This is a genomic window from Nonomuraea sp. NPDC051298, from assembly GCF_055586305.1.
Window position 1 is genome coordinate 50,585 of record NZ_JBVJIM010000007.1, and the last position, 15,722, is coordinate 66,306.

Consider the following 15,722-nt stretch of genomic DNA (forward strand, 5'->3'; position numbering starts at 1 on the left):
CGTGGTCGCGCTCCTCGTCGCCCCTGGTCCACCTGCGGCCCGTTGCCGCCGGGTCCGTGGGCCATCCGTCCCTGGACGGTGGGCGGCAACGCCCGCCGCCGTTGCCGCCCTGCCGACGGGAACTCTCGACCCAGGTCCGATGAGGCCGGGGGCGCGTTTCCTGTGGACTGGGCCCGTGATCGAATTCCACCGCGTCAGCAAGGCGTACAACGAGGTGAAGGCGCTGGACGACGTGTCCTTCACCGTCCACCCGGGCACCGTCACCGGGTTTCTCGGGCCGAACGGCGCAGGCAAGTCCACTGCCATGCGCATCCTGTCCGGGCTGTCCCGTCCCACGTCGGGCTCGGCCACCGTGCTGGGGCGGCCGTACGCGGAGCTGGAGCGTCCCGGCTTCGACGTCGGCACGCTGCTCGACGCGGGCGCCCAGCACCCGGGCCGCACCGGGCGCGAGGTGCTGCTCCTGGGCGCCATGATGCTCGGCCTGCCCCGATCGCGCGTGGACGAGGTGCTGGAGTCGGTGGGGCTGGCCGGCCGGGAGGCCGGGCGGGCCGTCAGGGGCTACTCGCTCGGCATGCGGCAGCGCCTCGGCATCGGCCACGCGCTGCTCGGCCGCCCCCGGGCGCTCATCCTCGACGAGCCGGCCAACGGCCTCGACCCCCAGGGGATCCATTGGATGCGCGGGCTGCTGCGCGGCCTGGCCGACTCGGGGTGCGCGGTGCTGCTCAGCTCGCACCTGCTGTACGAGGTGGAGCGGGTGGCCGACCGCATCGTGCTGATCGGCGGCGGCCGGGTGCTGGCCGAGGGCACTCTCGCCGAACTCGGCCGGGGCCGCAGCCTGGAGCGGACGTTCCTCGACCTCACCTCGCCGATCTGAGCCGATCTGAGCCGATCTGAGCCGTTTGGAGGCTGAAATGACGACAGACACCCGGATTGCCCGGCGCATCCCCTTCGGGAGGCTGGTACGGGTCGAGACGCGCAAGATGCTGGACACGCGCACCAGCGTGATCATGACGGGCACCCTGACCCTCCTGGCGCTGGCGCTCGTCGCCGGTCGCGGCCTGGCCACCGGCCCGGCCAACCTGTTCACCCTGGCCGGGACGGCCGCGATCGCGCTCGGCGTGCTGCTGCCCGTCCTGGGCATCCTCACGGTCACCGGTGAGTGGAGCCATCGCACCGCGCTGACCACGTTCACGCTGGAACCCCGGCGGGGGCGGGTTCTGGCGGCCAAGTGTGTGCCCGTGCTGGCCGCGGCCGTGGTGGCCTGCCTGCTGGCGCTGCTGGTGGCCGTGCCGGTGACCGCCGTCGCCGCGGCCGCGCACGGAGTGGAGGCGACGTGGCGGCTGGAGCCGGGGGCGGTGCTGGGGTGGATCGCGACGATGGTCATCCTGACCGCCCAGGGGCTGGCCATGGGGATGCTGCTGCTGAACGCGCCGGCGGCGATCGTGATCTCCCTGGTCAATCCCATGGTGTGGGGTTTGGTGGGGAGTCTCGGCGGCGCGGGGGCGTTCCTGATGGAGTGGTTCGACCTGAACACCACCGCCAACGCGATCGTCGACGGCCGCGCGACGGGCGGTGACCTGGCCAGGCTGGCCACGTCGATGCTGGTCTGGGTGGTGATCCCCATGGGGGCGGGGGTGCTGCGCGTGCTGCGGAGGGAGGTGCGCTGATGGCTTTACCGGCAACGTAGATCTTTGCCGGATTCATGGGGATAGGTTTGCGTTTGTCCGGTTTAGGGGCTTAACGTGGGGATCGTTACCCGGCGGGTGACCCGTACCTTACCTAGGGAAACACTCGCCGGACCCGGTTCCCGGTTCAGGGATCCGGAGTGCGCTCCACAGTAGTTCCGTGCGGCGTGAGGCCCGGCTACGTCCGTCCCGCGAGCGCAAAGTTCCCGTCCCCTAACAAAGGACCTGAATTCCTCGTGTCTGCTTGCCTGCGTTCCCTCGCCCTGCTTGCCGTGTCGGCCGCCACGACCCTCACCGTCGGGTCGGCCTCGGCGCACGCCGCCACGGCCGCCAGCACCAGCACCGCCACCCCCCAGCAGCAGGTCGTGCTGAAGGGCACGACCCTGGCGTCCTACTTCTGGGACGACTCCTCCGGCCGCGCCGGTGACACGGGTCTGCCGGCCGCGGGCAAGCCGATGCAGAAGGGCCTGGTCGCCAGCCCGAGCTGGCCGCTCATGACCGAGGGCTACGTCGTCTACCAGGGCAAGAAGCTGCCGTTCTTCGTGGGTGACCGCGGGCCCGGCACTCCCTCCAACCGTGGCGTGATGCTGGACCTGGACGCCAAGACCTTCGCCGAGCTGACCGGCGGCACGTTCAACTCCGAGACCCTGAGCGTGGACGGCGTCGGCGGCAACGGCCACATCAAGATCGAGTACGTCGTCACCAAGTGGGGCGAAGGAAACGGCGCGAAGGGCCTCCCGGTGGCCTACTCCACGGGCGCCTGGGCCAAGGAGAACCACACCGTCGAGGTCCAGCCGGTGTCGGTCAAGCGCCCTGCCCAGTGAGGCGGGACCTCCCCTCCGTGTGACGGACCGGCCTCTTTCCCCTCATATCCTCCGCATATCAATGGAGGGTGACTGGTCGGGTAATCGCGGCTCCCGGGGCCGGTGGCGGCAGGATCGAAGGCGTTCACGTTCCCGCACCTTCCTGGGATTCCCATGCGCCTGTTCCTGCACGCCGTCGTCACCCTGGTCACCGCCGTCTCCCTGACGGCCGAGCCGCGCGACCGGGTGAGACGTTCGGACTTCCACGTCACGAGCGACCCGGGCGTCCGGATCGCGGTGCGCGAGGTCAGCCTGGCCGGGCGCGGCCGTCCGGTGCTGCTGCTGCACGGCGCCCGGGTCCCGGGAACGGCCAGCTTCGACCTGCCGGTGCCCGGCGGCTCCCTGGCCGAGGACCTGGCGCGGGCCGGTCACCGCGTGTACGTGATGGACGCCAGAGGGTACGGCGCCTCCACCCGGCCCCCGGCGATGACCCGCCCGCCCCAGGACGGCCGGCCCGCCGTCCGCTCCGACGAGGTGGTCCGCGACGTGGCCGCCGTCGTGGACCGGATCGCCCCCGGCGGCCAGGTGGCCCTGCTCGGCTGGGCGACCGGCGGCCACTGGCTGGGCCAGTACGCCGCCGCCAACCCCGGCCGCGTCAGCCACCTCGTGCTCTACAACACCCTGTACGGCCCCGGCGACGGCCACCCCACCCTGGGCCGCGGCGGTGACCTGGAGGACCCCGACCATCCCGGCCGCTTCAACGCCGCCCGTTACGGCGCCTACCGCTACAACACCGCCGAGAGCCTGCTGCCTTCGTGGGACGCGGGCATCCCCGGCGAGGACAAGACGGTCTGGCGCGACCCGGCGGTCGCGGACGCGTACGTGAAGGCCGCGCTCGCCTCCGACCCCACCAGCGGCGACCGTACTCCGCCGAGTTTCCGCGCCCCGTCCGGCGCCATGGAGGACAGCTTCTACCTGGCCACCGGCCGCCAGCTCTGGGACGCGAGCCTGATCACCGCGCGCACGCTCATCCTGCGCAGCGAGGGCGACTTCTGGAGCCGTCCCGACGACGTCACCCGGCTGCGCGCCCACCTCGTGCACGCCCGCGAGGTCAGGAGCGTGGAGCTGACGGAGACCACCCACTACGCGCACCTCGAACGCGGCCGCGCACGTTTCGTGAGTGAGGTCGTGAAGTTCCTGGGTCTTGCCGGTTAGACGATTGTCGGCTTTCAATAAGGCCCATATGGAATGATCCGAAAGGGGCCACATGCGTGGTTTACGGGCGTCCGCAGTTGTCTTATTGATCGTCGCGACCGGACTGACGGGGGCTCAACCGGCCGTCCCCGCCGTCGCCGGGCCGACGGATCCCGAACCGGTCTCACTGGTCACGCTCTCCGTGCCGGACCGCGCCACCATGGAACGCCTGGTGGCCTCCGGCGCCGACCTCACCGAGCGGGTACGTCCCCAGGCGGACGGCAGCGTCCAGATCGACGCGGTGGTCACACCGACGCAGCTCGCCGAACTGCGTGCGCTCGGCGCCGCCGAGGCTTCAGGCACCCCGGCGCGGGCCACCGCCAAGGCGGCCCCGGAGCAGGCGCAGAAGGACCAGATCGTGGTCGAACGGGCGGTCTGGTACGAGTCCCGCGACGGCTACTTCCTGTCGGTCGAGGCGTCCAGCAGCGCCGCCCAGGCCGCCACGCTCACCGTCTCCTGGAAGGGCAAGCGGGGCACGAGCGGGCAGGCCGAAATGGTGGCGTACGTGGACGCGGGGGCGTACCTGGGCCACCAGTTCAGCACCCCGGTCCCGGCCGACGACCAGCCGCAGTGGATCACCGTCACCTCGGCGGGCGGCGGCAAGGCCGAGGCGCGGGTGAAGGAGTGGCCGGACGGTGAGCGTCCCGACAGGACCGGGTCCGGCTACCAGAAGGACTTCGTCACCCAGTACATGACGCCGGCCCAGCTCAACGAGCGGGTCAAGGCCCTGCACCGGCAGTTCCCCCGCCTCACCGAGCTGGTCGAGCTGCCGTACAAGACGAACGGCTACCGGCGGCACGCCCAGGCGCTCATCGGGACCCCGCCGGGTGCCGCCGTCGTGGTCACCTCGACCGCGTACGGCTCGGAGGGCGGCAACGACCTGGGCGTCGAACTGGTCGCCCCCGGCACTCCCGGCAGCCCCCTGCGGGTCACCCTGAACGGCAAGCAGATCACCGTCAGCCTGGCCACCGGCGAGTCCGGCGCCCCGGTCAGCACCGCCGCCCAGGTCGTCGCCGCGATCAACGGCACGCCCGGCCTGCCCGTCAAGGCGGCCCTCTACCGCACCGACCCGGGGGCCGGGGTCATGGCGCCCGCGCCGCTCACCCAGCTCGACGACTTCCTCAACGCCCCCGCCGACGTCTCCCGCGCCCCCGCCCAGGTGCTGGCCCTGCGCATCGGCGTGCACCGCGACGGCTCGCGCACCGGCGTGCTGGCCTACTCCCAGGAGCACGCCAGGGAGTGGGTGACGCCGCTGGTCACCATCGAGGCGGCCGAGCGGCTGCTGCGCAACTACGCCCGCGACAAGGAAACCCGCCGGCTGCTGGAGCGCACGGACATCTTCATCGTGCCGACCGTCAACCCCGACGGCGCGAACTACAGCTTCTACGACTTCAACGCCCAGCGGAAGAACATGACCAACCACTGCCCGGCCCAGCAGTCCGACCCGGCGCTGCGCAACCAGTGGGGCGTGGACGTCAACCGCAACTACGCCGCCGGCTCCCTGACCGACGGCTACTTCGGCGCCTCGGCCAACTGCCAGAGCGGCTCGTACGCCGGACCCGCCGAGCACTCCGAGCCCGAGAGCCGCAACGTCATCTGGCTGGCCCAGGAGTACCGCAACATCCGCTTCGCCATGAACGTGCACAGCTTCGGCGGGTACTTCATGTGGCCGCCCGGGGCGTACAAGCTCGACGGCCGCGTCAGCCTGCCCAGGCCCACGGCGAAGGAGGAGGCGTACTTCCTGCGGTCGGCCAGGACGATCGAGCAGGCCATCGCCGCCGAGCGCGGCACCGTCATCTGGCCGCAGCAGACCGGCCCGGTGACGGACGTGCTGTACTCGGCCGCCGGGAACTCCGCCGACGAGCTGTGGTACGACTTCGGCATCTACGGGTGGGACTTCGAGGTCGGCGCCGACCTGTGGAACCCGCAGACCAGGACCTGGGAGGGCGTGGGCTTCCAGCCGCCGTTCAGCGAGGGCCACGCCGAGGCCATGGAGTTCGCCTCGGGTGTGATCTCCCTGATCGGGATCGCCGCCGACTACCGGGAGCCGTGATGCGTCCGTCCACCACCCGCCTGCTGCTCGCCGCCCTGCTCCCGGCGGCGGTGCTCATGGCGGTCCCGGCGGCCGCCGAGCCCGCCGGGACGCCGTCCCCCGCCGTGCGCGACTTCGGCAACGGCCCCGAACGCAACGAGGTCGCCGCCGGGCTGCCCGAGGAGGCCGCCGCCCTGCGCGCCGTCCAAGGAGGGGAGCAGCCGTACGGGCACTCCCGCGACCGGGGCTACCCCCGCCAGACGCGGCTGCCGGTGCCCGCGGAGAACCCGGCCGACGCCTCGATCAAGCTCGGGCTGGTGCCGTACCACGGGATCGCGCCCAAGCTCAACGACCTGCAGCGGCGCAGCGACCGGGTGAGCGCGGAGATCATCGGCAGCTCCGCCCAGGGCCGCGACCTCTACCTCGTCACCGTCACCGCGCCGGAGAGCGCCGCCCAGGCGCGCGAGCAGGCCCGGCTGCGCGAGCGGATCGAGGACGACCCGGCCGCCGCCGCGCGGGACCGTGGCCTGGCCAGGCAGTACAAGGCGCCGGTCTTCGTCAACGCCAACATCCACGGCAACGAGTGGGAGGGCACCGACGCGGCGCTGCGTACCATCGAGCAGCTCGCCACCAGCACCGACCCGGCCGTGGCCGACCTGCTCAAGCGCACCCGCCTCTACTTCAACGTCACGGCCAACCCCGACGGCCGGGTCGGCAACCGGCGCCAGAACGGCGCCGGGTTCGACCTCAACCGCGACTTCGTCACCGCCTCGCAGCCCGAGGTCCGCGCCATGCGCCAGGTGCTGATCGACACCCAGCCCGTCGCCATGCTCGACCTGCACGGCTACGTCAACGGCACGCTCATCGAGCCGACCACCCCGCCGCACGGCGGCAACTACGAGTACGACCTGTTCATCACCAACACCTACGCCAACGGCCTCGGCATGGAGGCCGCCGTCAACGCCCTCGGCTACACCCCGGACAAGGACGGCGTGGAGCCCGTGCAGATCCCGTTCCGCGACTCCGAGGAGGGCTGGGACGACTGGCCGCCCATCTTCACCCCGCAGTACGCGCCCTTCCACGGCGCGGTGGCCGCGCACACCGTGGAGATCCCGCTGGACGTCAACGGCTCCGTGTACGAGGAGTTGACGGTCGAGGAGCTGCGCCGCCGCTCGGCCGTCAACACCGACGTGGCCGCCGCCGCGATCCGCGCCACCTACGGCTTCGTCCTGGCCGGGCACGACCGGCTGATCGCCGACCAGATCGAGGTGTTCCGGCGCGGCGCGGCCGGTGAGCCGGCCAAGGCCGTCCCGCTGGGCATCGTGCCCGGCTTCGGGCCCGAGGACGTCTACACCACCACCTTCCCGCGCGCGTACGTCATCCCCGCCGGGTCCGCGCAGCGCTCGGGCACGGCCGCCGCGCGGCTGGTGGACCACCTGATCGCCAACGACGTGCGGGTCGAGCGGGCCAGGTCGGCGTTCCGGTCAGGCGGCACGACGTACCCGGCCGGGTCGTACGTGGTGGACATGCGCCAGCCCAAGCGCGGACTGGCCAACGTCCTGCTGGAGCCGGGGGAGGACATCTCCCCACGGGTCGACGCCATGTACGACATCTCCGGGTGGAGCCACGCCCTGCTCTGGGGCGCCACCGTCGAGCCGGTCGAGTCGCTGCGCGCGAACACCACCCCGGTCAAGGCCGCCGCCCCGACCGGGTCCGTACCGCGCGGACAGGGCCCGCTCGCGCTCGCGGTCACCGACGCCAAGGAGATCAGGGCGGTCAACGACCTGCTCGCCCAGGGCGTCGCGGTGACGTGGGGCAGCGGCGGCACGGCGATCGTGCCCGCCACGGCCCGGCAGGCGGCGAAGACCGTCGCCGACCGGCACGGCGTCGCCTTCACCTCGACGACCGCCACCGGTACCCCGCTCGGGCCGGTGCGCGTCGCCGCGGCGGCGTCCGCCGACGAGCTGTTCACGCTGCGCGAGCTGGGCTTCTCCGTCACCCCGGTCTCCACCGCCGTGCTCAACGCGGGTTACGACTGGAGCGGCACGGACGTCCTGTTCGTCTCCAGCGGGCTCAACCACGCCGCGCTCAACCCGGCGGCCAGGACGGCGCTCGACGCCTTCCTCGCCACCGGCGGCGTGATCACCCGCGGTGAGACGGGCGCCGCCTTCAACACCGCCGCGGGGCTGCTCACCGCGACCACGGTGGCGGGCCGCGACGACGCCAACGGCGTGGTCCGCACCGTCGCGGCGGACGGCCCGGTCGGCGGCGGGTCGCCGGACCACTCGTTCGTGTACTCGCCGCTGTGGTTCACCGGGCTCGGGCCCGAGGTCACGGTCGAGCAGTCGTACGCGGCCGAGGGGCCGCTGGTCGCCGGCCACTGGCGGGCCGACCGGTCCGGCGCGGGCGGCCAGGACGCGGCCAGAGGCCAGGCCGCCGTGGTCAGCGGCCGGGACGAGCGCGGCGCCGCCGTCGTGCTCTTCGGCACCGAGCCGATGTTCCGCAACCATCCCAAGGGCCTGTTCGGGCAGGTGGCCAGGGCCCTCTACTGGTCGGCCGCGGAAACCGGGGCGACGGTCACCAGCCCTTGACCGATTACCGCCCCATGGCCAGAACCTGTTAATGTCACCCTTCCGGTCGGAGGTTGCCTTCGGCCGGAAGGTCGTTTCATGACCACTCAGCACTTGGCCGTGCGCCCCATGAGCGCCGCCGACCTCCCCCTCGCCGAGCGCCTCTGGCTGATGTTCCGCCACGACATGGCGGACTTCCAGGGCGGGCTGCCCGCCCCCGACGCCACCTACCGCAGCGACCGGCTGCGCTCTGCCTTCGAGCACGCCGACTGGGCCCCCTACCTGTTCACCAGCGGCGACCGGCCCGTGGGCTTCGCGCTCGTGCGCGCGCTGTCCGGCCCGGCGCGCGTGCTGAACAGCTTCTTCGTCGTACGCGGCGCACGCCGCTCCGGCATCGGCCTGGCGGCCGTACGGGACGTGCTCGCCCGGCACCCCGGCCCCTGGCAGATCGCCTTCCAGGACGCCAACGAGACGGCGGTCGCGTTCTGGCGGCGCGTGGCCACCGAACACGCCGGAGCCGCCTGGACCGAGGAGCGCAGGCCGGTGCCGAACCGGCCCGACGTGCCGCCGGACGTGTGGATCTCCTTCACCACCGCCTGACCGGGGACGGACCCCGCCCTCGGTGAGCACCGGGGGCGGGGCCGTCCGTCAGGCCGGGGCGTAGCCGGCGGGCCGGGCGGTGAACGTGCCCCGCCCCTGCGTACGGCTGCGCAGCCGGGTCGCGTACCCGAACACCTCGGCCAGCGGCACCACCGCGGTGATCACCACCGCGCCGGCCAGCGCCCGCGAGCCGGTGACCCGCCCGCGCCGCGCCGACAGGTCTCCCAGCACGCCGCCGGCCAGGTCGTCCGGCACGGTCACCGTCACCTCGACCACCGGCTCCAGCACGGCCATCGCGCACGAGCGCAGCGCCTCGCGCAGCGCGAACCGCCCCGCCGCGCGGAAGGCCGCCTCGGAGGAGTCCCGCACGTGCGTGGCCCCGTCGGTCAGCGTCACCCGCAGGCCGGTGACCGGGTGGCCGCCGAGCGGGCCGCCGGACAGCGCGTCCCGGCAGCCGGCCTCGACCGCGCGCACGTACTCGCGCGGCACCCGGGCGCCCGTCACCGCCGAGGCGAAGACGAAGCCCTCGTCCAGCGGCTCGACGTCGATCACCACATGGGCGAACTGCCCGGGGCCGCCGTCCTGCTTGACGTGCCGGTACAGCAGTCCCGACACGCCACGCGTGACCGTCTCCCTGAAGGCCACCCGGGGCCGGCCGACGTTCACCTCCAGGCGGTGTTCGAGGCGCAGTTTCTCCGCGGCCACCTCCAGGTGCAGCTCGCCCATCCCGGACAGCACGATCTGCCCGGTCTCGGCGTCGGTCCGCACGGCCAGCGACGGGTCCTCCTCGGTCAGCCGCGCCAGCGCCGCCGCCAGCCGGTCGCCGTCGCCGCCGCCGCGCGGCTCGACGGCCACCGACACCACCGGCTCGGTCACGCCCGGCGGCTCCAGCAGCAGCGGCGCGCCCGCCGCGCACAGGGTCGCGCCCGCGCGGACGGCCTTGGGCCCGGCCACGGCCACGATGTCGCCGGCCACCGCGCGTTCGGTCTCGGTGTGACGGTCGGCCTGCACGCGCAGGATCCTGGCGATCCGCTCGGTCCGGCCCGTGCCCGCGTCCAGCACCGTGTCCCCCTTCCGCATCGTTCCCGAGTAGACCCGCAGGTACGTCAGCCGCCCGGTCGGCGTCGCGCCGACCTTGAACACCAGCGCGGCCAGCGGCGCTGCCGGGTCGGCGGGCCTGGTCTCGCCGTCGTGCCCGCGCACGGCGGGCACGTCCAGCGGTGACGGCAGGTACCGCACGACCGCGTCGAGCAGCGGCTCGATCCCGCGATCCCGGTACGCGGAGCCGCACAGCACCACGACGCCCTCCCCGGTCCTGGTCAGGTCGCGCAGCGCCGCGACCAGCGTCTCCTCGGAGAGCGACGGCCGCGCGCAGAACTCCTCCAGCGCGCCGGGATGCAGCTCGGCCACCGCCTCCTCCAGCAGCCGGCGCCGCCGCCGCGCCTCCGCCAGCAGGCCGTCCGGCACCGGGCCCGCCTGCGGGACGCCGCCGTCCCACGTCAGGGCGCGCATGCCCAGCAGGTCGACCACACCGGCGAAGCCGCCCTCGCGGCCGATCGGCATCTGCACCGCCAGCGGCGCGGGGTGCAGTCGTCGGCGGATCGACTCGACCGCGGCGTCGAGGTCGGCGCCCGCCCGGTCCAGCTTGTTGACGAACGCCACGCGCGGCACCCCGTGCCGGTCGGCGCGGCGCCACACCGACTCGCTCTGCGGCTCGACCCCGGCGACGCCGTCGAACACCGCGATCGCGCCGTCGAGCACCCGCAGCGAACGCTCGACCTCGTCGGAGAAGTCGACGTGCCCGGGGGTGTCGATCAGGTTGATCCGGTGCCCGTCCCAGTCGCAGCTCACGGTGGCGGCGAAGATGGTGATGCCGCGCCCGCGCTCCTGGGCGTCGAAGTCGGTGACGGTGGTGCCGTCGTGCACCTCGCCGCGCTTGTAGGTGGCGCCGGTCGCGTACAGGACGCGTTCGGTCACGGTGGTCTTCCCGGCGTCCACGTGGGCGAGGATGCCGAGGTTACGTACGGTGGCCAGCGGGTTGGAGACGCGAGCGCGCATGGCTCGGGAACCTTTCGGGGACGTTCGCCTGACAGGACGGCGCGATTCCCCCGGCGAACCTGACCCCGGAGAGGGGCGTCTTCGTCAGGGCAGCAGCCAGAGCCGGCCGCGCAGCCGGCACCGGGGCCGCGAAGACACCAGGATCACCTCGTGACGCGACGGGGAGACGACGGTGGCGGTGCTGTGGCGCACGGCCGGCCCCCTTCCCTCGTCACGTGATGGCGTTCGCCGCGAGTGTAGTGATCTGCCTGGTCACGGGGGAAATGATTTTCCGCGAGAAGGACTTTCCTGAACGTCACCACGCGGACGCCTGGCTGCCCCCGATGAGAGGCTCGCACGTCATTTCGGCATGTCGACATAGGCGCGAGGGGCTTTCAGGGAAGGACGCGCGCCCATGACAATCTCTGTTGACACCGGTCGTTACTCGGTCGGCATGGCCACCACCGCCGCCGATGTGCAGGCCGCCCAGCGGCTGCGTTACAGGGTCTTCGCCGAGGAGATGGGGGCCCGGCTCGACAGCCCGGTCTCCGGTCTCGACGCCGACCGGTTCGACGCCTACTGCGACCACCTTCTCGTACGCGACGGCGACGAGGTCGTCGGCACCTACCGGCTGCTGCCCCCGGGACGCACCGAGCAGCTCTACTCCGACTCCGAGTTCGACCTGTCCAGGCTGGCGCCGATCAGGAAGGGCCTGGTCGAGGCCGGTCGCACCTGTGTGCACCCCGACCACCGCGACGGCGCCGTGGTCGGCCTGATGTGGGCGGGGATCGCCAGGTACATGGTCTCCGGCGGGCACCGGTGGCTGGCCGGCTGCTGCTCGGTGCCGCTCGACGACCGGGGCGCGCTGGCCGCGACCGTCGTGGCCCAGGTCGCGCTCGGGCCCGAGGAGTACCGGGTGACGCCGCACACGCCGTGGCGCCCGGACGGCTCGCCGCTGCCCGACCGGTTCGTGCCGCCCGCGCTGCTGCGCGGCTACCTGCGGCTGGGCTCGTGGGTGTGCGGGGCCCCGGCGCACGACCGGGACTTCGGCACGGCCGACTTCTTCATGCTGCTGTCGATGGCCAACGTCAACTCCCGCTACCTGCGGTTCTTCCTGGGCGAGCCACCCCTCGGTGAGCCCCTGTGAGCGCGGTGCTCCCGCCCGCCGACCTCTCCTGGGCGGGCCCCGCGGCGGCTCCCGCGGCCGTCGTACCCGTCAACCCCTGGCGCCCGGTGGGTCCCTGCACTCCTGAGGAGTGCGTCCAGGACCCGGCCGCCGCGGTGGGCGGCGTCGTGCGCGGTGCCAGGATCCTCGCGGCGGTCGTGATCGTGCTGGCGGGCGTGCCCGCGGCCCTGCTGTCGCGTACGTTCGCCACCCGCCGCAGGCAGGCGGCGTTCACGAGGATGTGGGCGCGCGTGCTGCTGCGCGCGCTCGGTCTGCGGCTGGAGGTCGTCGGACCGCCGGACGCAGCCTTTGGGGACACCGCCTTTGGGGACGCCGCCGCTCCCGGCGGGGCGGCTCCGGCGGTGGGCAGCCTGGTCGTGGCCAACCACGTCTCCTGGCTGGACCCCCTGGTCGTGGCCGCCACCCTGCCCGCCAGGCCGCTCGCCAAACAGGAGATCGCCGCCTGGCCGGTCGTCCGTACGCTGGTGTCGGGCGCGGGAGCCCTGTTCATCGACCGGGAGCGGCTCATGGAGCTGCCGTCCACCGTGGCCGCCGTGGCGCAGGCGCTCAGGGCGGGCGACTCGGTCGTGGCCTTCCCCGAGGGCACCACGTGGTGCGGGCGCGGGATGGGCGACTTCCGTCCGGCCGTGTTCCAGGCGGCGGTCGACGCCGCCGCGGCCGTCCGCCCGATCACGCTGCGTTATCTCGAGGGCGCGGAACCCTCCACCAGGGCCTGCTTCGTGGGCGAGGACACGCTGCTCGCCTCCGTGCTCCGCGTGACCGCCACCCGTGACCTGGTCGTCGAGGTGACCCTGCGCGCACCCCTCCACCAGGCCGTCCGCGACGCCCCCGCGCCGCCAGGACCGTGGGCCCGAGCCGAATTGGCGAAGATGGCGGAAAGCCGTGTACGGCAGGGGGTGCCGGGTCACCACGGCCTCCCGTCGCGGGGAGTAGGCGTTTGATGCCGCCGTGACGATGGTAGTGGCGTAGTTAGCAGGGGATATGGAGATCGCCCCGCTATCGAGAGCCTTCCTCGCAGAAGGCGTGATTGGCGGTCTCCGCGGTTGTCGAGACCGCCAGATCGGGGGAACCCAATGCGCAAGACCCTCACCGGGCTGGGCCTGGCGTTCTTCTTGACGCTCGTCCCGGCCGCCGCCGCGACGGCGGACACGCCGGTCGCGCCGGTCGCGCAGAGCCAGGTGACACCCGCGCCGCAGCAGAACGAGACCAGGCACGATGGCGGCGGCAACGCCGGACTCTGGGGCCTGCTGGGCCTGCTGGGCCTGCTGGGCTTCGCGGGGATGCGCAAGCAGCGCAACCACGTGGGCACCGCGGAGCACATGCAGCACCGCAACCGCCCGTAACAGAGGGTCGGCCCCCCGGTCAGCGGCCGGGGTGACGTCCACAAGCCCCGGCCCTCGGCCGGGGTGACGTCCACAAAGGTGACACGGCTGCCGCAAGGTCAGCCGTGTCACACAGTGGCGCGAAGCGGACCATATCGATTAGGTTAGGCTCACCTTGCTAAAGTAAGCCTTACCAACCGAGGAGCCGTACGTGCCGCGCACGCTCGCCTTAGTGGCACTTGTCCTGATCACCCTCGTGGGCTGCGGCTCCACCGCCCCCGCACCACCGGCGGCCACCCAGGCGACCACCTCGGGAGCCCCCGGCGCCTTCCCCGCCACGATCCCCCACAAGTACGGCAGCACCACCGTCACGGCCGCCCCCAAGCGCGTCGTCACCGTCGGCCTGCTGGAACAGGACTCCCTGCTCGCCCTCGGCATCGTGCCGGTGGCGACCACGGAGTGGTTCGGCGGGTACCCGGGTGCCATCGGCCCCTGGGCGGAAGACCGCCTCGGCGGCGCCCCCGTGCCCCAGGTGCTCAAGGACACCGGCAGCGGCCCCCAACTGGAGAAGATCGCCGCGCTCAAGCCCGACCTGATCCTCGGCATGTACTCCGGCCTCACGAAGGAGCAGTACGACACGCTGTCGAAGATCGCGCCGACCGTGGCCCAGCCGAAGGAGTACATCGACTACGGCATCCCGTGGGAGGAGCTGACCAAGAAGGTCGGCGTCGCCGTCGGCAAGCCCGCCGAGGCCGAGAAACTGGTCGAGCAGGTCGAGGCCCGCTTCGCCGCGGTGCAGAAGGAGCACCCCGAGTTCAAGGGCGCGACCGGCCTCATGGCCACCACGTACGAGGGCTACTTCGTCTTCGGCAGCCAGGACCCGCGCTCCCGCCTGCTCAGCTCGCTCGGCTTCCAGCTCCCCTCCGGCCTCGACGAGGCCATCGGCGACAAGTTCGGCGCGAACATCAGCCGGGAACGGCTCGACCTGCTCGACACCGGAGTGGTCGTCTGGAGCGTGACCGACGAGGCCAAGGGCCAGGCCACGCTGCACGGTGACGCCGTCTACAAGGCACTCGACGTGGTGAAGGAGGGCAGGGAGGTCTACCTGCCGGAGAACACCACGCAGAGCAACGCGGTCGTGCTCCTCACCGTGCTCAGCCTCCCGTACGTGCTCGACACCCTGGTCCCGCGCCTGGCCGCGGCGGTGGACGGCGATCCCGCGACCAAGACCTCGTGAGAGCCCTCGCCGCCGCGGCCGCCGCGCTGCTCGCGGTGTGCCTGCTGTCGCTCTGCCTCGGCGCCCGCGCCATCCCGCTCGACCAGGTGGCCGGCGCGCTGGCCGGGACCGTGACCGACCGCGACACCCTCGACGTCATCTGGTCGGTACGCGTCCCGCGCACGCTGATCGGCGTGCTGGCCGGAGCGGCGCTCGGCCTGTCCGGCGCCCTCATGCAGGCGCTCACCCGCAACCCGCTGGCCGACCCCGGCGTGCTGGGCGTCAGCGCCGGGGCCGCGTTCGCGGTCGTGCTGGCCATCGGCGTGGCGGGGGTGGCGGCCCCGGGCGGGTTCGTGTGGTTCGCGTTCGCGGGCGCGCTGGTGGCCAGCCTGGTCGTGTACGGGCTGGCCGGGCTCGGGCGTGACGGCATGACGCCGGTCAAGCTGGCGTTGGCCGGGGTCGCGGTGACGTTCATGCTCAGCTCGGTGACCAGCGCGTTCGTGCTGGTGGACCCGGAGTCGCTGAGCAGGTTCCGGTTCTGGTCGGCGGGGTCGCTGTCGGGCGCGGGCGGCCAGGTGCTGCCGCAGCTCCTGCCGTTCGTGGCGGCGGGGACCGCTCTCGCGCTCGCCTGCGGCCCCGCGCTCAACAGCCTGGCGCTCGGCGACGACGTGGCCAGAGGGCTGGGCCGCCGCGTCGGCCTGGTACGCCTCCAGGGCGCGGCGGCCGTGATGCTGCTGACCGGCTCCGCCGTCGCCGCCATCGGGCCCGTGGTCTTCGTCGGCCTCGTGGTCCCGTACGCGGCGCGGGCCCTGGCCGGGCGCGGCGGCTCGGAGGCCGACCACCGGCTGCTGCTGCCGCTCGCGGCGCTGCTCGGGCCGTGCCTGCTGCTGGCGGCCGACGTGGTGGGGCGGATGGTCGCGCCGCCGATCGAGGTGCAGGCCGGGCTGCTGGTGGCGTTCGTCGGCGGCCCGTTCTTCGTCGTGCTGGCCCGCCGCCGGCGGCTGGCGGAGTTGTGAG

General features: G+C 73.0%; 13 protein-coding genes. 12 read left to right on the forward strand and 1 reads right to left on the reverse strand.

Going from position 1 to position 15,722, the window contains the following annotated elements; all coding sequences use genetic code 11:
- Window positions 1-175: 175 nt before the first annotated feature.
- The 7 genes from ACZ6S0_RS21785 (at window position 176) to ACZ6S0_RS21815 (ending at window position 8,944) form a co-directional block, all read left to right on the forward strand.
- Window positions 176-874, forward strand: a complete 699-nt coding sequence (locus ACZ6S0_RS21785; RefSeq protein WP_465920452.1) for an ABC transporter ATP-binding protein — start codon at window positions 176-178, stop codon at window positions 872-874.
- 37 nt (window positions 875-911) lie between these two features.
- The gene (locus ACZ6S0_RS21790) at window positions 912-1,667 is read left to right on the forward strand and encodes an ABC transporter permease (protein ID WP_465920456.1); all 756 of its coding nucleotides are present in this window, start codon (window positions 912-914) and stop codon (window positions 1,665-1,667) included.
- Window positions 1,668-1,921: 254 nt separating this feature from the next.
- On the forward strand, window positions 1,922-2,509 hold the full coding sequence (locus ACZ6S0_RS21795) for a hypothetical protein (protein WP_465920460.1): 588 nt from the start codon (window positions 1,922-1,924) through the stop codon (window positions 2,507-2,509).
- 153 nt (window positions 2,510-2,662) lie between these two features.
- The gene (locus ACZ6S0_RS21800) at window positions 2,663-3,703 is read left to right on the forward strand and encodes an alpha/beta fold hydrolase (protein ID WP_465920462.1); all 1,041 of its coding nucleotides are present in this window, start codon (window positions 2,663-2,665) and stop codon (window positions 3,701-3,703) included.
- 85 nt (window positions 3,704-3,788) lie between these two features.
- Window positions 3,789-5,795 (forward strand): M14 family zinc carboxypeptidase, encoded by a 2,007-nt coding sequence (locus tag ACZ6S0_RS21805; protein WP_465920464.1) that lies wholly within the window; start codon window positions 3,789-3,791, stop codon window positions 5,793-5,795.
- Window positions 5,795-8,365 carry a M14 family zinc carboxypeptidase gene (locus ACZ6S0_RS21810; protein WP_465920467.1) on the forward strand — a complete coding sequence of 857 codons (2,571 nt, stop codon included), beginning with the start codon at window positions 5,795-5,797 and terminating at the stop codon, window positions 8,363-8,365. The genes ACZ6S0_RS21805 and ACZ6S0_RS21810 overlap by 1 nt, the downstream gene beginning before the upstream one ends.
- 78 nt (window positions 8,366-8,443) lie before the next feature.
- Window positions 8,444-8,944: a GNAT family N-acetyltransferase gene (locus tag ACZ6S0_RS21815; RefSeq protein WP_465920469.1), complete on the forward strand. Its 501-nt coding sequence runs from the start codon at window positions 8,444-8,446 to the stop codon at window positions 8,942-8,944.
- Window positions 8,945-8,992: 48 nt separating this feature from the next.
- On the opposite strand, the gene fusA is transcribed toward ACZ6S0_RS21815, so the two are convergent.
- Complete coding sequence (fusA, locus tag ACZ6S0_RS21820) at window positions 8,993-11,002, reverse strand: elongation factor G (RefSeq protein WP_465920472.1); 2,010 nt, start codon at window positions 11,000-11,002, stop codon at window positions 8,993-8,995.
- 394 nt (window positions 11,003-11,396) lie between these two features.
- Between fusA and ACZ6S0_RS21825 the strand changes: the two genes are divergently transcribed.
- The 5 genes from ACZ6S0_RS21825 (at window position 11,397) to ACZ6S0_RS21845 (ending at window position 15,721) form a co-directional block, all read left to right on the forward strand.
- Complete coding sequence (locus ACZ6S0_RS21825; protein WP_465920475.1) at window positions 11,397-12,128, forward strand: GNAT family N-acetyltransferase; 732 nt, start codon at window positions 11,397-11,399, stop codon at window positions 12,126-12,128.
- Entirely contained in the window at window positions 12,125-13,108 is a 984-nt protein-coding gene (locus ACZ6S0_RS21830; protein WP_465920477.1) for a lysophospholipid acyltransferase family protein, read from the forward strand. Before ACZ6S0_RS21825 ends, ACZ6S0_RS21830 begins: the two co-directional genes overlap by 4 nt.
- A gap of 132 nt (window positions 13,109-13,240) precedes the next feature.
- Window positions 13,241-13,510 carry a WGxxGxxG family protein gene (locus tag ACZ6S0_RS21835; protein WP_465920480.1) on the forward strand — a complete coding sequence of 90 codons (270 nt, stop codon included), beginning with the start codon at window positions 13,241-13,243 and terminating at the stop codon, window positions 13,508-13,510.
- A 190-nt stretch (window positions 13,511-13,700) separates the two neighbouring features.
- A complete protein-coding gene (locus ACZ6S0_RS21840) occupies window positions 13,701-14,726 on the forward strand; it encodes an iron-siderophore ABC transporter substrate-binding protein (RefSeq protein WP_465920483.1) in 1,026 nt (341 codons plus the stop codon).
- The gene (locus tag ACZ6S0_RS21845) at window positions 14,723-15,721 is read left to right on the forward strand and encodes a FecCD family ABC transporter permease (RefSeq protein WP_465920486.1); all 999 of its coding nucleotides are present in this window, start codon (window positions 14,723-14,725) and stop codon (window positions 15,719-15,721) included. The genes ACZ6S0_RS21840 and ACZ6S0_RS21845 overlap by 4 nt, the downstream gene beginning before the upstream one ends.
- Window position 15,722 lies beyond the last annotated feature (1 nt).